Consider the following 22,361-nt stretch of genomic DNA (forward strand, 5'->3'; position numbering starts at 1 on the left):
TTCTATTTATCGTCCACGACCATCAACCATCACCATAATGGTTCGAGTTAATATGCTCATATCGGTCGAAAACCAACTGGATAAGCTCGATAGCGATAGGGCATAACTATGGTCAAACCCCACTTTACGACGCACATCATCTAAGCAAGTGTCGTAGCCTTGGTTCACTTGCGCTAATCCCGTAATCCCAGGTAGCACGCCGTAAGTTCGGTCAGCAAAGTAAGGGATCGCAGTTTCAAGCTTTTGGTAGAAGGTAGGACGCTCTGGACGAGGGCCAATTAATGACATATCACCACTGAGAACATTGAAAAGCTGCGGAATCTCATCAAGTCGGGTTTTACGTAAAAATCGACCTACAGGGGTAATTCGGGGATCATTCTCCGTCGCCCAAACCGCGCCAGAACGAGATTCCGCATCTTGGTACATGGTGCGAAATTTAATGATGTCAAACAGCGCCATTTGTTCAGGTGTTGATTTTCCTACTCGCATTTGACGATAAAATACCGGCCCAGGTGAGGTGAGCACAATCATCAGAGCAATGATCGGGAATAATGGCATAAATAAAATGAGCCCGATGAACGCGCCAATGCAATCGAAGACACGTTTTGCAGTAGATATAGTATTGCGATTAGTAGTATTCATAATATGTCCTTAATGATTAACACGATTCCAACGGCCATTTTCAAAGCCTAATAAATAACGTAATCCACCAACTAAATTGGCGTAGTGGCCAGTAAGTAAATAAGTGATCAGCTTGAATATTTTTTTGGTGAACACTTGTGGAAAAATAAAACCAATTAAGCCCACAGAATAGACAGTGACTTGCACGGCGACTATGGCCATAAATAAAGAGTGGTTGACGAGTGTGATTGAAGAAATTAAACAAGCAAGCATTAGATACGGAGTGACTAAACGTAAGCCTTTTCCTGAAAAGAAGGCAAACGCAACCCCTCTAAACCGCGGGTTAAATAGGCTGATTAAACGAATAGCTTGTTGCATGTTGCCAGCAGAAATTCGTAATCGACGTTTGAAATCTGCATTTTGGCTGGTTGCTTCCATCTCAATAGCGACAATTCTTGGCTCATAATCAGCTACGTATCCTTTTTTAACGATCTCCATTGGTAGAACGAAGTCATCATTGATGGTATTGCTTGGCAATGCTTCGAAAAGATGTGTTCGGAACAGATAGCAGGCTCCGTGTGCACCTAGTGTAGAACCTAAAGAAGCTTCGTTTAACTTCACCTGATTTTGATAGTTCCAGTAACTTTGTTCTCCCTCATCGGCGGCGCACATTATTTGGTAGGTGGCATTAACCACCCCAATATTTGCAACGCTAAAGTGTGAATCAGCAATAAGTAGAGCATCAATAGATATAAGCGCTGAAACATCGCTCAAAGCCGTAATATCAGAATCAATGGATAACATTTCATGATTGATAACGGCCACTTTGCCACGATTAACCGTATGCTCATGCACTTCAAAGTAAGTGTCTGAGCAGATAGCTTCTTGTATCGTTAACTGTGCAATTTCGGCGGTATTATCGGTACATCCGTCGCATGCGATGATGACTTTTAGGCGATCTCTGGGGTAATCGAGAGACGCTAAGTTACGAATTTTTTCTGCGATCCATTGCTGCTCATTAAACGCAGGAACAAGAATCGTTATGGTTGAACGAGTACGATCGAGTTTGCCGTTTCGGTATCCACGTACTTTTCCGGTAACTTGCTTAATTGGGTGATTCGCGGAATGCCATTTCAGAAGCATGGGATAGCCAACATGATGATAGACAATCAACGCACCACTAAATAGAAATACAGAAATTAATAGAATATCGGTCATGCTGTTACTCCTAATTCTTCATAAGCTTTTACCATATGTCTCACATCATTATTTTCGAGAACAAAAGTTCTTGGGAAGGAGACTTCAGAGTTGAATTCAACGCCAATAACATCGTTATTAACTTCAGAAACAGCACGAAGTAATACATGCGCCAAACTAGGAATGTCATTTGCTTTTGAAAGGTAGCCAGACTCATGGCAAAGCGTTTCACTGGCGGAACCAACATCCGTAACGACAGTGGGAATATTGCATGCTTGAGCTTCGAGAGGAGAGAGAGGAAACCCTTCATAGCGCGACGGTAAACAGAATAGATCCAGCGACTGGTAGAATTGAGGCATATCTTCAACTAAACCAAGGAAGATGACTCGTTGTTCGACACCTAATTGACGAGCCAGTTTGATTAGTTCCTTTTTTTGGCTTCCATCACCCGCAATAGCAAGTGAGACATGCTTAGGTAAAAATGTCAGAGCCTTGATGATAAGGTCGTGACCTTTAACCGTTTCAAGCCTGCCCGCACACCCGATCACTGTGACATCAAATGGAAGAGATAAGGCTTTGCGTGCGTTTAGTTTCGAAGCAGGACGAAATTTTTGGCAGTCGATGCCATTTTTGATCGTGACGGTTTTGTCGTAATTAAAGTGCATTTTCAGTTGCTGGTTTACTCGAACCGCGTCCGCCACCAAGGTTGGTTTAGCGGCAACTAAAGCCATTTTTTGTAAGGCGACATGTTTTTTACTGTTGAGGTGCCACACGTCATGTTCGGTGTGAATACGCGTTGGTACATTTGAAAGACGAGCTGAAATACTGGCATACAGAAGTGGACCGATATGGTGAGTATGTACTACATCAGGGCGTATGCTTTTGAAAATCTTAATAAGTGTACGCATGGTCTTGAGTTGAACTCCGGGTGCTTTATTTAGAAACACAAGCTGTTTAGAAAATTGGGTGAGTTTTGGCCATAGGGCTAACGATTCATCTTTGGTACCTTCCAAGCTGATGATTAATACTTGGTCATTTGGGTTAGCAAAACGAAGAAGATCTAACGTTAACGTCTCCAATCCTCCTGGAGCGAGCCGTTGTACGACATGGATTACTTTTTTGCCAAGTGGCTTGTTTATCTTTCTATCCATAATGCTCACCTTATTTTGTTCTCAGTCCCTGACGCAAATACGCTGATGGTTTTTGTTTCGTATCTAATAGGTAGCATTTAGTGTGCCAATGTTTTAATGCTTAAATATCATAGCCTTATAGTGTTTATGGTCGCTTTGTACGTTTGGTTTTTAATTTGAGAATCGAAATGAATCAGATAAGAGGAAGAGTTGTCGAATTGCAAAATGATGAGTTGAAAAGCTCACGGGGTAGAGCCATGACAGTGAGTTTAAGTTAAATCTTTGCGAGGAAAGCAGAATGAACACATTCAGCCAACTCATTTTATTGAAACAAGTTGGCTGTAAAGTTTGGCTGTAAAAAGTGGAAAGCATTTAAGCGTGTGGAATGGTCGTGATAACAGGAACACCTAAGATTTGTTCAACCTCATCACGACGGCGAACTCGCGTATCAAACACTTCAAGTAACGTTGCTAGACCTATCCCCAATGCAATACCTGCAAATAAACCTGCAACGATGAAAATGATACTCGGCATATTGGATGGCAGACTTGGAGTATAAGGAAGGTCAATAATTTTTACTCGTTTACTGTGTTCAAACGCCCCTAGAGAACCCGTTAATTGTGCCATCTCATAACGTTCGACCAACTCTTCATATAGCTGTCTTTTTACTTGAACATCGCGCTGTAATCGATAGAGTTCTTTCGCATTGCTACCAAAATTATTCGCCTTTTGTTCCAGTTCAAATATCATTTTGCGCAGACTTTTTGTCTCTTCACTCAGTGATTCAAATTTGCTACGAACAGACTGTAAGCTGTGTAGTTGGGTGACTAACAGCGGTTGATTGTCTGAAGAACTCGATAGCGTATTACTGCTTGCAATATCCCATAATTGGTCAGAATTGAGTTTAGGTTGGGATTTGCCGAGCAGGGCAGTTCTCTCAAGCTCTAAACGGTTGAGTTCTCTCTGTTTGGCTTGCACTGCGCTATGGTTATCTGTGTATTTGGCACTAAGAAGAGTTAGATCACTTCTAATTTCTATAATTTGCTCTTCAAGCTTACCAACAACTGGATTGGTCTGAGACAACTGTTGATCAATGCTACCTAAGCTCTTTTTAACACCTGAAAGTTCGGCTTCTTTCTCTGCTAAAGACTGTTTCAATGTTGCTAATCGATTTAAGCTTTGTCCCTGCATTTCAGGGCTTACAGATGAATTGATATTTTTAAAATCAGCCAATTTTTGTTCTGACTGGTCAAGCTCGTCATATCGTTTGTTAATGTGAATAGTAAGAAAGTCGCTGGAATCTTTTATAGACGAGCGTTCAGGTGCAAGCAATTGCTCTATGAAGTGACCACTGATGGATTCGAGCATCTCTTTCATCCCTTCAGGGTTACTCGCGGTTAAATGAATTTTGAGGAAATCCTTACCAAGTTGAGAGATATTGAGGCGGCTTGATAGCTTAGAGATCACTTGTTCTTTTTCACTACCACTCATTTGATCGTTTATCAGGCCTTGCTCAAGTGCAACGGACATTAATACGTGACGGCTTTTTAGTAAGGTTCTCAACGCATTGATTCTGTCTTTCAGCATGGTTGATACGGCCAAATCCTCCAGGAAAGGGTTCATTTTCGCCGTCTCTTGGATAAGCATACTGGTATGAGCTTGATAAACGCGAGGGGTCATTTTACTGATTGCCAACCCCATTAAAGGAAGGATAATAATTGGAAGTAAAATGATATAGCGTCTATGCCAAGCCGAACTTAACAACACAAGTAAACGTATTTTAAGATTAATCATAATAACTCCAACATCCAGCTAACAAACTGACTCCGGTTGTCCCAACTCTCTTCACTGACAATATCGGTTCTAAGCCTTGGCTCATGTCGTGCGACTTCTAAAGCCCGGATCATCTCATCGCTTGTCGATATGGGATGCAAGTAATGTCGGTAGGGGTGCATTGCAGGAAAATCGGTTGTGACGATGGGTGTTCCAGTCGCCAGGTATTCCATCAGTTTCAATGGGCTGCATGCCTGAATCTGTTTGTTTGATTTGAATGGAAGCAGGCTAACATCCCAATGTTGAGAATAGCGAGGAAGCTCTGCGTGGGGCTTTGCTCCAAGATAGTGAACATTGGCGAGTGATGGTAATAACAGCGTCTCCATTTCGTTGGGGCCGATAAAAACAAAGTCCCAATCTGGCAAAGTCGTGGCGACGTTCGTTATCAAATCATAATCTAACCATTCCGATAAGCTGCCATAAAAGCCTGCAATTGGTCGATGCGAACTAGGTAAATCATTTGCTCTTACCGTTGGGGTAGAAAAGAGTTCAACATCAACACCATGAGGTAATAATTGAGTTTTACATTTAGGGAATTTGTCACGAATTGCGTCACTCGCGGCAAAAATCAGATTGGCTTTTTGAGACATTTTTTGCTCATGAGTGTTGACTGTTTTATGATCAACACCGGCAAGTGAGGAGAAGTCATCACCACAATAATACACCACCGCGTATTCACCCAAATGCCCACAAATATCAGCAGCGGTTGGAAGCGACGACCAAAGAATAGGCTGATTTAGGTTGAGTTTTTCAATTATCGGAAGTAACTGTTTGAGTATTAAATCTTTTGCCATTTTCCGAACAAAGTTAGATTGAGGCGCAGGAATCGTTTTTAAGTTAACGATGGTGATATTTGGATGCACGATGGCATCGGACATGCCCTGTGTATCTCCCTTGCTTTTTCCCATCAACTTATTGGCTGCTCGTGAAATATCTTTACGATTGAGCTTGGGTTGACGCAAACCGATAGAGTTTACCCAAACGATTTTGCGGTTTTGAGCTAAACGCTTAATTAAGTGTTGTGTGCTCGAAGGCAAGCCACCAAAATCTTCACCGAATACTATGAGATCATGCATAACGTTCTCCTTCTGTTTGATGGGTTTGGCTATCGGGGATCGAGCGAATCACTTTCGCGGGGTTACCTGCTGCAATGACAAAGGGTGGGAGATCTTTGGTGACGACGCTACCAGTGGCAACCACCGTACCTTGACCAATCGTTACGTTACTCATTACGGTCACATTACTCCCGAGCCAAACGTCCTTCTCTAAAATGATGTTTCCCACTTGTGTTTCATCATCAGCTTCACCTATCGCCCGGCGAACAGGATCGAGAGGATGCCCAGAGTAGCCACAGAGAAATACACCACCTGCCAGTCTTACGTTATCCCCTAATACGACCTGCTGACCGACAGCAATGGTCGTTTGCCAACCAATACCAATATTGTGTCCAAGTGTGAGGGTAGGAGATTGAGAAGAGGATCGCCCGCTGAATGTCGTTTGACCTGATATTCGACAGTCGCTCCCAATATTGATTGTGAGTGGACCCGAAATGTAGGGAATGCCACCATATAGGTAGAGGCGTTTTCCGTAACGTGAAAGTCTTCCTTTAAAAGCTGGAGTGTGAAAAAGGATTCTGAGAGTTTCGTTAATGCTATTTCGCGCAAACGTATAAACACCATAAAAAATCTTGTTCATGATGTGTGGCGTTGGTAATTCAGCCATTCGAGCTTGTTTCAAAAAGAGAAACAAATTGCGAAATTTAGGATTTGGATGATCTTTAAGCCAACTTTTGAATTCATTTGTTTTGGTTGCCAACATAAGCTTGTCTCTTTTTGTTTATCTATATGTTGGTTATTACACAGATTGTGCCAATTAATTTAGTCAATAAATTCAATTGGATAGTAATGAAGATATTTAGGTGGCGGTATTATTCTCATTTTGACAGGCATTTTGAGTGAGGTGAGATACCGCAATAGTCAGCGCAGCGAGAATATAAATGGGCCAAGTGAAGCCTTGAGTAAGGAAAGTTGCAGAGACAATGGTTCCGATCAGTCCGGCATATACTGAATTTGCCATCGCAATTAAATAACAGTTATGAGTTTTTGGTTTTATGGCTATCTGCTTAAGCGTCTTTCTCGCGGTGAGAATCAAAGAGGTGATAAATCCGATAAACACGACTAAACCAAGCATCCCCGTTTCAGCCAATACACCAAACCAAGTGCTGTGTACTGCGTGATTTAGTCCATCCCAATGTGGACTATAAAAGAAATAATTAGAGTAAAAATTGTTCAAGCCGACGCCAGTAAATGGATTGTCGAGTGACATTTTGAACGCCGCTTCCCATGCATACAGTCTTCCCATTGCGGATGCGTCAATTCCTGCTTCTGCTGCACCTCCAGATGCTCTATCAGATATCCCTGCGACGCTGTATAGAACCAATGCCGCGATGGCTCCAATACTGAATAACGCAACTTTTGAACGTATCAGCTTTATAGCAAAAATACCGAATACCGCTAATGAACCAAGCAGTCCTCCACGGCTTTGTGTCGCGATGACAGCCATCATTAAAATAACAATCGTGACAATGCTGCATAAGCGAATTAGCCAATGGACTCTGGGTGTTGTCGCTAACCCTGCCGCAAAGGCGAGTGGAAACATAAGTACTAGCGCTAAATCGTTAGGATCGCCAAGAACAGAACCGATATCGCGGCCTATAGTGACTCGTGAACCTTCAACCAAACCAATGCCATTTACTGAATTAGACAGCGCGACCGTTCCCACCAATAATCCTGCCATCACGATTAATACCGATACCCGAGCGAGATTGTCGATATTGTTCATCAACCAAATTATGGCTAATGTCATGACAATAATTTTCCAATAGGTATTCTTAAATGTGGTGATGGCAATGCCACGATTTGAAGCGAACGCAATACCCACGATAACAAGCCCCCAAAAAATCGCTAACCAAGTGAGTGATGGATGCCAATACACTTTAAGTTCTCGGCTGATTAAGGTATGCCAAATAAGAGCCGATAACGCTCCTAAAGAGAGCAATAGGGGGATTTTCAAAGAATACAGAGCAGGGATCACTTCGTGAATACGAAAGAATGAAAACACCACAAATAGAGTGACGAGCCAGAAGGTCTGGCTAATCACAAACAGAGCACCAAGCGGAAGCAGAGCCAGAACTAGAGCAACCGCAGGGTTAGGAACAAGCATCCACACCAAACCAATCAAGGCGCAGATTAGGCTGACAAGAATGAATGAGCTAAGTCGTGATGGGTATGATGTCATTATGCTTTCCTTAGCGAATGCAATTTTGAAAACAATTCAGACATAAAAGCAGAGTTAACCACTCGACTCGGCAGGGTAACAAGTTTGAGTTTAAGTGCACAAAAGATAACGATCATTGGCGCAAGAACGCTCATTAGTATTAGCGCTAAAACAGTAAGAGCGTAGCTTGCAATAAAAAACAGGAGTATGCATACCACTAAAAGGATGAGCATCGATTTGAAATCATAAGGAAGTTGGCGAAGACGTTGGCTGACAACGGTTACAATGACCATGCGACTAACCTGAACCAAAAATACCGCCATTAAGATACCCCAAATTCCAAATGAGTTAAGTGTGTACGCCAGAGACAGACCAACAAATGTACAAAGCATATTGATTCTCAACAGAGTCTGGGTGTTTTTTTCAGCAAGTATTCCAATATTGAACAGCTCAGTAAGCTCTTTGAATACGGCAATACTAAGTGTCGCAACGAGAATTTTTCCTGCAAATAAGTAGCTCGCCGGTAAGGCGATAATAATAAAAGCTTGACCGAAAAAAGCGATACATACGGCTAGAGCGGCGATAAGAACAATGCCATATTGCGTATAAATAGCGGCTTGCTTTGGTCCTTGTTGTTCGATGACATGAAAGCGTTTAGGCATCCACCACATTCCGAATGGCTGGACCAAAATACACATGGCTAAGGTGAATTTTGCTGCAATGGCATACAACCCAAGTTGCTCTAAATTGGTGGCGTATAAGATCAACCAACGTTCTGCACCATTTAAGCCAAAAGCGAGTAACCCAGATAGCATAAGCGGGAAACAGTACGCTAGATACCGCGATGAATAGTGCGGTTTAGGAAGAGAAAAGCTAAGTCGCTGAGTGACCTGAATCAAAATGAATTGAACAATATGAGCCACCGTACTCACGAGTAATATATGTACAACACTAGGACTGGTAAACAATACCGCGAGAATTAAACTGACTTGTAGCGTTGTGGTTGCAATACTAATTAATAGAAAGTGACGGGCTTTGTTTTGCATTCGAATCCAAGCCATGGCCACACCAATTGCGCCTTCTAAAGAGAGAGAGGCAATAACCACGAATAACTCGCTTGATGATAAAGGGGAGATCCAGCCATCAAGATCATCGATGAATAGAATAAAGCCAATCAAAGCGGCTATCATTAAAAACGAAATAGTGAGCGTTAAGCTAAGCAGTTGGCTCGCGATGCGTTTTTGCTCCTCATGGGAGGCTTTCTCTCCTGCAAACCGATACAGAGCTTCATGCAATGCAACACTGATAAACATACCTAGGAACGCACTTACTGTAGCAAGCAGTTCCAGTTTTCCAAGTTGTGCAGGTTCAAGGTATTGAGCCATCACAGGAAGCATCAACAATGAAATACCTTTAATTAGGAATATCCCAACTGCGTAAGTCAGCATATCGCCCATGGCCGATTTTAATTTCATAGCGATGTCCCTGTGCGTGAACAACGCTCTGAACAGACAGAGAGTGTCATCTCAGAGGTGAATTTATCGGTATCAATGAAACGGGCGATAGGTAGGTAACAGGTCTCAGCTTGGTACTCTTTTGCCAAAATATAAGCTCGAGATTGAATATTCGAACGCCATAATGGGGTAATGGCGAGTGTGTGCAATATGGTTTGTAAGCTCTTTGGGTCTTGAGGCGTGTATTTCATGCAGTTCAGACCATGAGTTAACTGGGTATCCCAGTACGCGCCATCTTTGGGGATAACGACACACATTCCTGCGGCAAGGGCTTCTAAAATGGATAAACCAAACGGCTCATTGATGCTAGTAGAAACGAAAATACTGTTTTGAGATCGTAGTTGATCCAAATTATCTGGCTGTTCGTGCCACTGAACATTTTGAATAGCGATAGGAGCTTGCGTGATATTGAGATTGATCCCTTGAGGGCGAATATAGCAAACCGTGGTGTGAAGGCAGGTTGTCGCATCATTTGGCGAGGAATTAAGAGTGTTAGCCTTTAGTACATTGAGCAATAGATCTAAGCCCTTCCATTTAAGAAGTGATGCTGCCCAAAATAGAGAGGCATGATCGGTTTGGCTTTTTGTTGGCCAACAGGTCTGGGAAATACCATTCACAAAAGTGCGAGCGTGTGGGGAATGCAGTACAAATTCAGCTAACGTCGCTGAGTAATGATCGCCATTCTTAATTGAAAGATAACAGGAGAGAGCGTCAATAAGAGATTGTTTGGTACTGGGTAGATAAAACAAAGCGTCACAGCGTGTCAGGCAGAACCCAATGGAGCGAGAAGCTGCGACTGGTCCGTGAATGAATTGAATAATGTTAAGTGCGACTAAGGTTCGGCACAGGTATAGGCTCATATCGATTCCAGGACCAGAGCAAGCAACCAGTTTAGTAATAGAGTTGGAAGCGGACACCTTAATACTCAATAGCGTTAAGCAGATGTACATTGATAGATAAAGCTGTTTTACCCAAAATAGACCGCCGCATGATGCCTTTGCGAGTGAGTATGGAATATGCAATTTTACTATTGTTACATCATGCTTTCGGGCCAAAGAGCTGTTTGACCAACATTTAGGGCTTGCCGTCAGAATCGTGAACTGACTATTTTTCGCGTTACATAGCGCTAAAGCTTCACTTGTCGCCACTTTTGAACCTCCAGAAAAACCTATTGGATCAAAGACTAAACTGTGTCCATATTCAGCACCGACTTTCGCTGTGTTATCCATGGTGACCTCCTGTAGACGGTACATGATTGATAATGCTTTTAAGTGGTTTTAAGCCATCGAGTAACGAAATTTTCGGGACAGAAGATTGAGCTATCTTCGCCAAATACAGAGATTGGATGGCTTGAGTATTGCGCTCAATAGTTAATTGTGTGCTGACATAGTTAAATGCATTCGTACCGAGTTTTTTCTGTAACGGTTGGTCGTCAAGAAGCGTTTCAATCGCATGGACAATCGGTGCAACCCCACTGTTTTCGTATAGAATGCCAGTATCATTATGAGTAATGAATTCTGGAATACCTCCGGTACTCGGGGCAATTATGGGCAAACCAGCCAGCGCGGCTTCACCGAGAACCAGCCCGAAAGCCTCCGTTCTCGCGCCACTGATAAAGGCATCAACGCCACCACTTAACCAATTCGCTACGTTAGTCTGCTCTCCAACAAAATGAATGCGTGTCATAAAGTGGAGCTTGGCGACTTGTTGTGCGAGCTCATCTCGTTGTTCACCGTCACCAATCACAACCAAATGCAGATTAGGGTAGTGGTGTTCAAGCAATTTCACTGCTGAAATAAGCCTATCAACCCCTTTACGTTCAATGAGTGAACCGACTGTCGCTAAAACAAAATCACTCTCTTTTAAATTGAGTTTGGCTTTTACATTCAGCGGGGCACTTTTTGATATATCCGCTTCGATACCATTATGAATAATAGAGACCCGATTTTGCGGGTAACCTTCGTTAATGAGGTTAAGACTGATCGCTTTACTGACACAAATGATATTCGGTGATAAGTGTAATCCCAGCGACATTCGATCTCGTAGTTGGTAGTCGCTGTGGAGTTGGGTGATTAGCGGGATATTGCAAAGCTTGGCAACCAAACACATCCACTGACAAGGCGCACCACTGTTGACATGAATTAGATCAATGTTATTGCGACGAATCAGGTTCAAGCCTTGCTGTACCAGATGGTACCAACCATTGACATCACAGCGTGGGCGACTCCAACCAGCGAGTAATGAGAACTCACTATGTTGGCTAAATATGTCACGCTCACTCATATGTGTGTGAAGCGCTTGGCTGTTGGTCCAAAGATGTGGGACAAACAGATCTCGGTCTAAATGTTTGAATAGACGGATGAGGCACATCTCGCTGCCTCGGATCCAGTTATCACCATAATGAACAAATAGGATGTTTTTTTTATTTTTCATTTTGATATACCTAACGTAATGACGATAGGTATACGATTGCAAAGGTGATGCCAAACTTAACTGTTAGTTAACTATCTGATTTTAAAGGATATGGTTATGGTTGGTTAAGAGTTTATATACGTAATTCTCATATTGAGAAACATATTCTCAGTTTGAGATGAGCCTATTGTATGAATATAAAAGCGCTTTTGTTCAGAAAATTAGCAACTAGAACTTTCAGATTTTGTCGGAAGGATTTGATACACATTCAGAAACTGAGGGATCACAGCTTCACTAGAGTAGTGCTTATTCACCGTGTTAATCGCATTTTGAGTCATGGCATTTTTTTCACCTTCAGAAGAAGAGAGCCAAGCTTGGAGATGTTCAAACAGTTGATCGGCGTTATTCGCGATAAAGCCATTTTCATTATGTTGAATAAGTTGGCTTAGATTTCCAACATTCATCGCTAGTACTGGTATACCACGTGACATCGCTTCTAATGCTGCCATTGGCAAACCTTCAAATCGTGAAGGAATGATAAGCAGCCCAATATTCTGCCAAACGAGTGACATATCATTTTGATGTCCGTGAAACTTAACATTTGAGGTTTTGTTTGCACTCAAATCAGAGTCAAGTGGACCGCTGCCATAAATATCAAAAACAAGTTCTGGAAAGTGTTTGGCTAAATCTAAGATTCGGTCTGGGGCTTTTTCATGGCTTAGTCTCCCAACAAAAGCCAGTTGCTGTCCGTTACTACGCGTAACATTGCCTGTGTTAACGAAATTATTGAGAACCGAAGCTTTAACGGGCAGTTTAGATTGTATCAATTGACTGACTGCGAGATTGCTATTTGAAAGCCCAGCGGAATATCGGTCACATAGATCATACAGCTTTACCTTTCCTACTGGGTTTTCTCCAGCGTGAAAAGTCGAGAATTGAGTGATAGGGTGCGACCATGAGAGTAATTTAGTTAATTTGCTTAAGATACTCGCTTTATACCCGTGAGCATGAATGAGTGTCGGTTGATGAATACGATTGGCGAGGTGAAGTTGATGCAGCGGTTGATTCAATAATTGATGAAATCTTTGTGTGGATCTATTTTCCGTATCAACTAACTGGTGAAGATAAGAGTAGGGAATACCTTCAACATTCAATTTCTGGATGATCGCAGATTCTTCAGGATACTCTGTCAGTAATACCACTCGGACAGAGGGGATTTTACTTTTTGAATGCAATCCAAAATGCTTAAGCCCGATTGCGAGCTCAAGCACATGCGTTTCTATCCCACCAAAAGTTAGGCTATCGATTAACAACCATATCTCGCCTAATCTAGGCTTGGTCGCATTCACTTTCGGATTCCCAAGCCTGTTTCTTCCGATATACGGTAGAAGGACTTAACTCTAATAGTACTGCTGCATTTAGGACGTTACCGTCGCAAAAATCAATCGCATGCTGAATCGCTTCGCGCTCGATTTGCCACATTGGTCTTATGTCTCCATTCGGTTTAGTTAAGACCGAGTTAATCATAGACGAATCGGCGGCACTCACTGGCTGACTATTTGTGATGCTGTCACTTAAAATGGATTGAGCATCGAGATCGCCAGACTGTCCAGAAATTGTATTCGTCTGCTCAGAAATTTGAGGGACAAAAGTAGGCTGTACTTCAACAGGTTGCTGAATTTTGGTCGCCGCCGAGAGCCCCATTGGCTTAGTGGTGGTATCTTTGCTATTAATTGGAGGCGGTAGATGTTCAACAGAAACGTGAGTTTCATCATTAAGAACGACAATGTTTCGAATAATATTTTGCAGTTGACGAACATTCCCAGGCCAAGTGTAGCGTTTTAGAATCGTTTCTGCATCACGGTTAATTCCGATAAATTTCTTACCGTCTTGCTTAGCATAGACTTTCAAAAAGTGCTTCGCTAGAGTCGCAATATCAGAGCCTCGCTCACGAAGTGCGGGCATCTCAATGGGCACGACATGAACTCGATAATAGAGATCTTCGCGGAACCGACCTTCTTGAACTTCCAATAAGGGATTTCGGTTGGTTGCACATATTATACGCACATCAACTTTTATCTCTTTGCTGCCACCTAGTGGGGTAAAGGTGCCAGTTTGTAAGAAACGCAGTAACTTCTTCTGCATTTCCAGTTCCATTTCGCAGAGCTCATCTAGAAACAGTGTTCCACCATGAGCAAGCATCGCCGCACCTTTGCGATCGGTGGTGGCTCCAGTAAATGCGCCTTTCACATGGCCAAATATTTCACTTTCCATGAGATCACGAGGAATCGCGCCGCAGTTAATCGCAATAAATGATTTATCTTTGCGGTTACTCTCTTTGTGGATGGCTTCAGCACAAACCTCTTTACCCGTTCCACTCTCTCCATTAATGAAAACACTGGCGGTTGTTGGTGCAACAGAATCAATGGTTTTATACACTGCTTGCATTGGTAAACATGACCCGATAAATCCATGAAAGCGAGAACGGTCAAATTTGTTCTGCATATCATCAACTAAGTGCTCTAATTTAGCGCGCTTAAGATGAAGTTGAACAGAGGTTTTAAGTCGATCTGCTTTAATCGGTTTCTCAAGGAAGTCTTCCGCCCCTTTTTGAATCAGGCTGACGGCAATATCGACAGAACCATGCGCTGTGGCAATAATCACAGCAGTCGGTATTTCGTTGCTTGAAATCCACTCTAGGACATCTTCTCCAGACATATCGGGAAGTTTTAAATCAAGAATGACCAATTGTGGAGTGTTGCGTTGTATAAAGTCTTTTGCTTCGCGTCCGGTTTCAACATGAAAGATATCGTAAGGTTCATCTTTCACATATTGTTTATATAGCACGGCCAGCGAGGTCGAATCTTCAACTAGTAATACTTTAGGGCGCATGCATACTCCTTTTAAAATCATACGATTAAAAAATCGCTATAAACAAATTAATAGCACAGCCTTTCATAACTATGAATCTGATTGAATTAAATATTTGAACTCGAATGGTTTTCAAGCATGGCTTTCAAAGCCGAGAGCACTTCGTAATTTAAGCGCTTTAATTGAAGCATTAGCAAGCTCTTCTATTCCTGCACATAATTTGAATGCTTCTTCTGAGTTATTTTGTAGGCACTGTTTTTCTATTGCACGAGCTAAAGTGGACAACTTACGGTTGCCAAGTGCTAGTGAAGAGCTGCCTAATGTATGTGTTTCAAATTCGAGTGAGTCTATATCTTGAGCATCCATCGCCGCATATATCTTTTCTAAACGGACATGACACTCTTCGACATAGTGTTCAATCAAAAGAGGAATGACTTCTGCGCTTGTATCTTCAATCATTTGAATCAAAATCGATTCATCAACGTATTGGTTTATCAGTTCGGAATCCAAACCTTCCGACGCGACAGAGTCTTCAGGTGAGTGAAGGTTAATGTTAGATTGCAGTGCAGCTTCGTTAGTTGTGTCCATATTGCTTGTGTCCATGTCGGTTAAATTCCCCTGTTCTTGAGTCATTACTGAGGTTGATCTCTGTTGTTGGTTTGGCATCATTGCGACTTCGTTATTATCATTACAGCTTGAACCCATCCCCGTTTCATCAATAGACAATCGCTCCGGATCTAAATAGCGGTTTAGCATTTCGATGAGTTGGAACATTCTAACTGGCTTCGAAAGGTAGTCATCCATGCCAGCTTTCATAAATTTTTCTTTGTCTCCATAAAGAGCATGAGCGGTCAGTGCCACAATTGGGACCGATGATTTCAGCGAAGACTCTAAATTTCGTATATCACTACATGCCTCAATCCCATCTTTTTCGGGCATAGAGATATCCATGAATACAAAATCATAGGTGCCATTAAGGACCATTTCCACCGCTTGATTCCCATTTTCAGCGATATCTATATCCATTCCTACATGAAGAAACATATTTTGAATAACGAGTTGATTCGCTTTGTTATCTTCTGCAACTAGAATCTTACATTTGCGTATTGCTTCCGAAAGAACGGGGGGCGTTTTTCTAATTTTATCTGACTTTTCCTCTTCATCTGACAGTTTTAGGTAAGAGGTGAACGTAAAAGTGCTACCTTGATTTAATGTGCTTTTGGCCGTAATACCACCATCCATCATCTCAGCTAGACGTTGTGATATAGCAAGCCCCAAACCGGAACCGTCACGGCTTCGTGAGTAACTTTGGTCAACCATTGTAAATTCATCAAAAAGGTAATCGAGGGCATTAGTTTCTATGCCAATTCCTGTGTCCGTCACCGAGCAGGTCACTTGAATTTTATTATGATCTTGGACTTCGGTTTGCAATTGAACGGAGATCAACCCCTCGGAAGTAAATTTAAATGCGTTTCCAAGTAAGTTAAGCACAACTTGGCGGAAACGGTTGACGTCTCCGATAACACTAATGGGTTTAGTATTATCAACCGAACAGACTAACGCGATATTTTTCTTGTTCGCAAGAGCATTAAAACTATCCACGATGTCGATCATGCATGTGTTAAGAATGAAAGGTTTATGCTCCAGAATCAAGGTATTAGCATCCATTCTTGAGAAGTCGAGAATGTCATTAATAATTGAAAGTAGCAACTCGCCTGATTCAGTTGCAGTATGTAAGAGTTTCATCTGTTCTTTATCTAGTTTGGTTTCCTCAAGTAGAGATAACAAACCAAGAACGCCATTCATTGGGGTACGAATCTCGTGTGACATTGAAGCTAAGAAACGACTTTTAGATTCACTGGCTTGTTCGGCTTCACTTCGCGCGAGTTTTAATTCACCGTAATTTTCTTGAAGGCTACGCGACATCTTATCGAAGGCATTGGCGACTTCAGCTAATTCATCCTTCTGCTCCATTTTAATTTGATAACCGGGGCCATTCTCTGCAACGTTATGCGCGGCTTCGGTGAGTTTTGTGAGATTTCGAGTTAAATACGTACCTAAAACCAATGAGAAAACAGCCACAAGAAAGACTTCAAGAGAGGCGATAGCAACGATCGATTTTTGGGCACTGGCCAAAAGGTTATCAATGCTTGAGGTTCCAAATCCCATATCGATGTGACCGTAAACCGTGCCGTCGACTTCTATATTAACGCGTGTATCAAAAATGCCGTCATCAATAGTATCTAACCCCTTATCAAAGGTCGGCGTTCGATCTAATAGAGATTTGTCGCCACTGCACGCTAGGACTTTATCGTTACGTATTACTTTCACATACAGAACATCTTCTAGAACAACGATCTCGTTCGTTAAGTCGTCCAGTGTGGCGAGATCCATGGATAAGACAGCATCTTGAGTGGCTTTTGCAAACATGATTTTAGTTGCATCTGCCCGTTGTATTAACTGTTTTTCGTTTGAATCAGCAAGAAATGACATCGAGCTAATCACTAAGATCATCAATAATACAATCTCTATTAGTGCAATGCCGATTACTGTTTTCGCTCGAAAAGTCATAGCTCGAAATGTCATAGTCAAACCTTTTGTCTAATGAACCTTGTCTATTTTTGAGTTACTTTTTATCACTCATTAGATTGTTGATATGAAGTTCTCGGACGTCATCCCAGTCGTCGTTCACTGCGGCTTCAAATCCAATAATTTTCAGTGGTGTTAATAACTTAGAACCTGAATCTGTTTTCGATAAATCCGCGAAGATCTCCTGAACTTGTTTTGTAACGGATAGAGGTACTCTAGGGTGAGAGGCAATGGCATGGGGTGTGTAACCTTTGGTGACCCAAATTGGGGTTAATTGCTCTCTGATTTCACTGTCCATCGCTTTGAACGTTCGCATTACCCCACCGCCTGCGGGGTAAAAACCTCTTGCGACGGAAAGATAAACAGAATCATGGGAAGAGACGTATTGAGGGATCGCGTTAATATTTTGAGCGGCAAGATCGGCTTGAGTCAGTATAGTTGCGGCAAATGCGGCCGGAGCAGGGAAGGCAAGTGTTTCATCTTGCAATTGTTTTAAGTCTGTAATGCCACTGTCTTTACGTACAACGAGTATCCCCTTGATTTGTTTATTCCGAGCTTTTGCAATGGCTTGATAACCGGGCGCTTGATTAAAGGTAACGAAGTGGTAGGGATTCATGTACGAGAAGTCATATAACCCTTCGCTTAACCGTTGCTCAAAAGTAGGAATATCAGCGGCTGTAGTAAAAACAAAATCATGGCCTGTCCGTTTACTTAGTTCATTCATAATAGGAGTCCATTGCTTAGCAAGTCGACTCGCAGATTGTTGCGGCACAATACTGAACGTGTACTGCTCAGCAAAGGTTAACATAGGCGAAAGTGCAAACATCATACAGAGCAGTTTTTTCATAGCAGCCTCATTAAAGTGGTAAATTTAAAAAATTATTGTGATAGATGACCGATTCTAATTTCGCTCTTAATGACTTGGGAATCAGCTTAAATTTATTGAGTTGTCTTACTATCTCTTGAGCCAGCGATGGATGTTGCTGCATGTTCATAACACACCCGAATAAGTTAATTGAACTCGCGGAGAGCAGTGATTTCGCTTTAGTTAAGTGATGTGCTGATGTCACACCTGTAAGCATAACCAGTAGAGTGCAATCACATGCACTCGCAACACTTTGAGCCGGGATATTCCCTTTATTTACCTGTAGTAGTGGGGAAGTATCAATAACAATACGCTCATATTCGTTGAGCCACTGTGCCACTTTTCTCTGTAATGTAATTGGATCTTTGTACGCAAGTTGAGTCGACGTCTCTTTTGGCGCAGGTAAGCCTACAAATAATTGATGAGTCTCACTATATTCTAGCCAATGTTCTCCATCCTGTGTGGAACTTAACTCAAGATCCAAGAAAGCGGGGTTAAACAAATTGAGATCGACAAGTAAGGTTTTGTGTCCGGCAAGTAGGTAGCGCTCTGTTAATGCGGCTGCTACTGATGTTACGCCGTCACCTGAATGACAGGCTGTTATGCAAATAGAGCGGCATTTTTCGAGTTCAGCTGATAAATAGAGCTGTTCAATCTCAGCATGAGTAGCAGATATAGCCATTAGAGTGCTCCTATTAATACGATTGTGGTGGCAATTTGTAATACATCACGTAAACCTGAACGAGCTTGTTCGATGTAACTTTCGCTACGATCCGGAATGTAAATTGTGTCGCCAGCTCGTAATACAGGTAGTTGATAAATATTCCCTGTTTTGCTGAATTTAATGAGGTCGAATGTTCTTGATTGTCCTTCACAGCACGACATATTCACCACGCTGATTTTCTCTAAGTATGCCGAATCACTTGGGCCACCAGCTTCAGCTAAAATATCCAGAATTGTCATGTTGTCATCGAATACATAACGACCGGGATCATTAACCGCCCCTAAGATCCGCACTGTTGATTCTTTAGAACGATCTAACCAGTTACGGTCTTTTTCTGGAATATAGATGGTGTCCCCAGTTTTAACTTGTGGAAGTAGAGATTCATCACCTGTTTCAAAATAAAGAGATAAGTTCAATTTACTAACTTGAGAGTAAGTTTTATCTCTATGAGTCACGCGAATATTATGAATGTCGGCATCTTTAGTTGGTCCATCAGCAGCAGATAAGATATCTAAAAAGTGCATTTGATTGGTAAAACGGTACCGGCCTGGAGCGTTAACTTGGCCAAAGACATAAATAGACGAATCTGAGCTTTGGCGAACCCATTGAGATTTATTGTCTGATGGATCTTGAGGAAGATCGTGTACACGTACAATCGCACCCGCTCTGATGACAGGAAGATCACTTCGTTGAGCGCCGTTTATTATGTAGCTATCTAAATCAAAGACTTGCATCTGTCTTCCGCCGGATACCACTTCAATTTTTGTGGTGTCAGCTCGAAGAGTCGGGCCACCTACATGAGCCAGTAAATCCATCAAGTCCATTTCATCAGACCATTCAATACGGCCGGGGCGTACAACCTCACCAATGACATTAACCGCTCTATTCGGTGCAATCTTTAACCACGATTTTTCATTCATATCTGTTTTTTCAGGAACGAAAATGGCATCACCTGATTGAATCGCTGGTGGCTTGATTCCGTTTAAGCCTTCAGTGTATGCCGCTAAATCAAACTTAATGACTTTACCGTTAGCCTTTAAAATTCGAATTTGGCGAGACTCTGCAAATCGAGTAGGTCCACCTGCGTTAGCGAGAATATCCATAAATGTTGCGCCTTTTTTCCCTTCAAAAGCACCTGGTTGAGCAACTTCACCCATGACGTATACGGTATTCGCCCCTGATTTAATCTCTTCTTCTTGCATTGGAACGAAAATAGTCGAACCGGGAAGAAGTGTAGGGAGTAAACTTGAGTCGCCAGAATCGAGATAACGCTTTAGATTAAATAGAGTTGGTGCGTTGTTGCTGATCACTCGAATCTGTTCGACGCCTGCGTAACGAGTAACACCACCAGAACGCATCAGAATATCCACAAGATCGGCATCTTTTGTATATGAAAATGACCCCGGCGCATTAACTTCACCAAAAACTTTTATTGCTAACCTCGCATCTGAACTGTCACCTGAATTTGCAAGTTTTGAAGCGTCGAACTCTTGCTCAATGTTACCCACAAGTGGAGAGGCTGGAACAAATAAAGTATCAAGGGATTTTAGAGCAGGTAACAGATCTTCATTACCCGTATCTAAGAAGTTCTTATAATCAAAATCTTGTTTTTGAGCACCACGTTTTAGCTGCATTTTATTAAGTTGGGCACCTGAACGAAGGCCATCCGCAGCGTAAATTGCCATTTGGATGCTGGCACCTTCAGGTAAAGTATATTCACCCGGCTTCTTTACATAACCTTGAATTGAAATAAGCATCTGACGCTTTTTAATGAACACTTTTGCGTTTGTTAGGTCACGGAAAACACTCTTTAGTGCTGACTTCACCGTTTGTTCTAGTTGGGCCTCGTCATAGCCAGCGACAAAAATAGGACCAATCTCAGGCAGCGTTATTCTTCCACGCTTATTTACTTGAAATCCTTTGTTTAGCGTCTCTTCACCTGGTAGGTTAACTTGAATCAGGTCACCTACCTGAACGACGTCTTCTGCAGCATGACTATGAGAAGAGAGTGAAGCACCTGTAAATATAAATACAAGCGTTGTTAGTAGTAGGCTAGTCCATTTCATAACGAACTCCTTGGTAAGCGGCTAGCTCACTTTGCGTTGATGGGCTGTTTTTATCATTTGATAAAATTTCTATGCTGACTCGTCGATTAGTTAACATCACCCCAGGCGTATCACCTTCAAATAGAGGTAAGGTAGATCCTAATGAGTTAGTTGTAATTCTTTGTGGGTTTAGACCAAAAATGGTTAAGTAACGTTTGACCTGCTTAGCTCGACCAAGTGCCAGAGTTTGATTATGTTCTTCGCTCCCAGAGGCGTCGGCATGGCCAGTTACTTGTAATGTGAGCGCGTTATGTTGTTTAAGAATGTTTGCGGCTTCAGCAAGCTTACCCATGTATTTCGGGTTGATCTCAATAGAGTCGAAAGCAAATTGATTGTCGACATTGAGCAAATCGAATAAATGCGAAACAACAGATAATTGAATTTGAAATTGCGCTTCATTTTTAGGTGGGGCGCAGCGAGTTTGTGATGTGACATAGTCTAATTGTTGCTCTAATTGTCTCAGTCGCTTTCTTTGAATGACAAGATCATTAGCTGCATCCAGCAATAAACCACCTTGAAGCTCTCGTGCTATACGGTTTTGTTTCTCAATGGCTTGAACAACAGCAGCAGGGAAACACCATTTTGCTCCTTCTTGAATTAGAGCATCCAAATGCAGTTTGGCCAGTTTCCAATCAAACCTTAACCCATGCTCTGGTCCTAAAGGTTCATCGGGCATTACTGGCGAGAAGTCCGCGTTAGTGTAACTCTCTGCAAGCCCACCAGTACCGCTTTCCGGGTAGCTGGTACAGCCTGTTAAGTAAAATGAGAATACAGCTGTTGCTATGTAAGTCATATATAAGTTTTTCATGCCAACGTCCCTTGTCATTCTTCAATTATTGTGAGCAATTAGTTATTGTTTTTATTGGAATAATTGCTGGTTCGATTAAGCGTTATTACTACGAGAGTTTACTGGGATGGCATGTCCTATACGTAAAAGATTCATGATCTCTAGTGGCTGCCCCTGAACATTTTCAATGCGCATGTTTCGTTCACGTTCGACAAGACGTTTATAGAGATAAACAATCGCACCAACACCTGACGAATCGAGAAAATTAACTTGGCTGAAATCAATTTCAATTTCTGGGTGGCTGTCGTGTGCGATGACATCATCGATATGTGGTTGTGCATCTCGACTTCCTGAAGCATCCATATCGCCGCAGATTGAAAGAGTCAGTATTGTGTCGTTAGCTTCAATTTTACGTAGTTCCATGATGATATCTCCTG

At 42.1% G+C, this 22,361-nt stretch carries 17 protein-coding genes and 2 pseudogenes; all 19 read right to left on the reverse strand.

From position 1 onward, the window contains the following. Positions 1 to 6 precede the first annotated feature (6 nt). Positions 7 to 642: a sugar transferase gene (locus OCV39_RS07230; RefSeq protein ID WP_017051604.1), complete on the reverse strand. Its 636-nt coding sequence runs from the start codon at positions 640 to 642 to the stop codon at positions 7 to 9. A gap of 9 nt (positions 643 to 651) precedes the next feature. After that, the gene (locus OCV39_RS07235) at positions 652 to 1,839 is read right to left on the reverse strand and encodes a glycosyltransferase family 2 protein (RefSeq protein WP_261889430.1); all 1,188 of its coding nucleotides are present in this window, start codon (positions 1,837 to 1,839) and stop codon (positions 652 to 654) included. Then, positions 1,836 to 2,969 carry a glycosyltransferase gene (locus OCV39_RS07240; RefSeq protein ID WP_261889431.1) on the reverse strand — a complete coding sequence of 378 codons (1,134 nt, stop codon included), beginning with the start codon at positions 2,967 to 2,969 and terminating at the stop codon, positions 1,836 to 1,838. The genes OCV39_RS07235 and OCV39_RS07240 overlap by 4 nt, the downstream gene beginning before the upstream one ends. 351 nt (positions 2,970 to 3,320) lie before the next feature. Beyond that, a complete protein-coding gene (locus OCV39_RS07245; protein ID WP_113795587.1) occupies positions 3,321 to 4,742 on the reverse strand; it encodes a GumC family protein in 1,422 nt (473 codons plus the stop codon). After that, positions 4,739 to 5,857: a glycosyltransferase gene (locus OCV39_RS07250; protein ID WP_261889432.1), complete on the reverse strand. Its 1,119-nt coding sequence runs from the start codon at positions 5,855 to 5,857 to the stop codon at positions 4,739 to 4,741. The genes OCV39_RS07245 and OCV39_RS07250 overlap by 4 nt, the downstream gene beginning before the upstream one ends. After that, entirely contained in the window at positions 5,850 to 6,599 is a 750-nt protein-coding gene (locus tag OCV39_RS07255; protein ID WP_261889433.1) for an acyltransferase, read from the reverse strand. The genes OCV39_RS07250 and OCV39_RS07255 overlap by 8 nt, the downstream gene beginning before the upstream one ends. Positions 6,600 to 6,695: 96 nt before the next feature. Next, the gene (locus OCV39_RS07260; protein WP_136994639.1) at positions 6,696 to 8,078 is read right to left on the reverse strand and encodes an O-antigen ligase family protein; all 1,383 of its coding nucleotides are present in this window, start codon (positions 8,076 to 8,078) and stop codon (positions 6,696 to 6,698) included. Continuing rightward, positions 8,078 to 9,532: a lipopolysaccharide biosynthesis protein gene (locus tag OCV39_RS07265; RefSeq protein ID WP_261889434.1), complete on the reverse strand. Its 1,455-nt coding sequence runs from the start codon at positions 9,530 to 9,532 to the stop codon at positions 8,078 to 8,080. Before OCV39_RS07265 ends, OCV39_RS07260 begins: the two co-directional genes overlap by 1 nt. Further along, complete coding sequence (locus OCV39_RS07270; protein WP_261889435.1) at positions 9,529 to 10,800, reverse strand: glycosyltransferase; 1,272 nt, start codon at positions 10,798 to 10,800, stop codon at positions 9,529 to 9,531. The genes OCV39_RS07265 and OCV39_RS07270 overlap by 4 nt, the downstream gene beginning before the upstream one ends. Further along, positions 10,793 to 12,004 (reverse strand): glycosyltransferase family 4 protein, encoded by a 1,212-nt coding sequence (locus OCV39_RS07275; RefSeq protein WP_261889436.1) that lies wholly within the window; start codon positions 12,002 to 12,004, stop codon positions 10,793 to 10,795. The genes OCV39_RS07270 and OCV39_RS07275 overlap by 8 nt, the downstream gene beginning before the upstream one ends. A gap of 200 nt (positions 12,005 to 12,204) precedes the next feature. Then, a complete protein-coding gene (locus OCV39_RS07280) occupies positions 12,205 to 13,332 on the reverse strand; it encodes a glycosyltransferase family 4 protein (RefSeq protein WP_261889437.1) in 1,128 nt (375 codons plus the stop codon). Then, a pseudogene (locus OCV39_RS21170) lies at positions 13,313 to 13,483 on the reverse strand (helix-turn-helix domain-containing protein); the annotation flags it as partial. The pseudogene OCV39_RS21170 and the gene OCV39_RS07280, both read right to left, overlap by 20 nt. Before the next feature lie 228 nt (positions 13,484 to 13,711). Further along, positions 13,712 to 14,875: pseudogene (locus tag OCV39_RS07285) on the reverse strand (sigma-54-dependent transcriptional regulator); the annotation flags it as partial. Between the two features lie 111 nt (positions 14,876 to 14,986). Next, entirely contained in the window at positions 14,987 to 17,440 is a 2,454-nt protein-coding gene (locus OCV39_RS07290) for a HAMP domain-containing hybrid sensor histidine kinase/response regulator (protein ID WP_261889438.1), read from the reverse strand. A 40-nt stretch (positions 17,441 to 17,480) separates the two neighbouring features. Continuing rightward, positions 17,481 to 18,290: a phosphate/phosphite/phosphonate ABC transporter substrate-binding protein gene (locus OCV39_RS07295; RefSeq protein WP_261889439.1), complete on the reverse strand. Its 810-nt coding sequence runs from the start codon at positions 18,288 to 18,290 to the stop codon at positions 17,481 to 17,483. Positions 18,291 to 18,300: 10 nt separating this feature from the next. Further along, positions 18,301 to 18,990, reverse strand: a complete 690-nt coding sequence (locus OCV39_RS07300; RefSeq protein ID WP_261889440.1) for a P-loop NTPase family protein — start codon at positions 18,988 to 18,990, stop codon at positions 18,301 to 18,303. Next, positions 18,990 to 21,098, reverse strand: a complete 2,109-nt coding sequence (locus tag OCV39_RS07305) for an SLBB domain-containing protein (RefSeq protein ID WP_017051589.1) — start codon at positions 21,096 to 21,098, stop codon at positions 18,990 to 18,992. Before OCV39_RS07305 ends, OCV39_RS07300 begins: the two co-directional genes overlap by 1 nt. Next, positions 21,085 to 21,945 carry an OmpA family protein gene (locus OCV39_RS07310; protein ID WP_261889441.1) on the reverse strand — a complete coding sequence of 287 codons (861 nt, stop codon included), beginning with the start codon at positions 21,943 to 21,945 and terminating at the stop codon, positions 21,085 to 21,087. The genes OCV39_RS07305 and OCV39_RS07310 overlap by 14 nt, the downstream gene beginning before the upstream one ends. A 75-nt stretch (positions 21,946 to 22,020) precedes the next feature. Further along, complete coding sequence (locus tag OCV39_RS07315) at positions 22,021 to 22,347, reverse strand: STAS domain-containing protein (RefSeq protein ID WP_017051587.1); 327 nt, start codon at positions 22,345 to 22,347, stop codon at positions 22,021 to 22,023. Between the last annotated feature and the right edge of the window lie 14 nt (positions 22,348 to 22,361).

The organism is Vibrio cortegadensis, from assembly GCF_024347395.1.
Taxonomy (GTDB): domain Bacteria; phylum Pseudomonadota; class Gammaproteobacteria; order Enterobacterales; family Vibrionaceae; genus Vibrio; species Vibrio cortegadensis.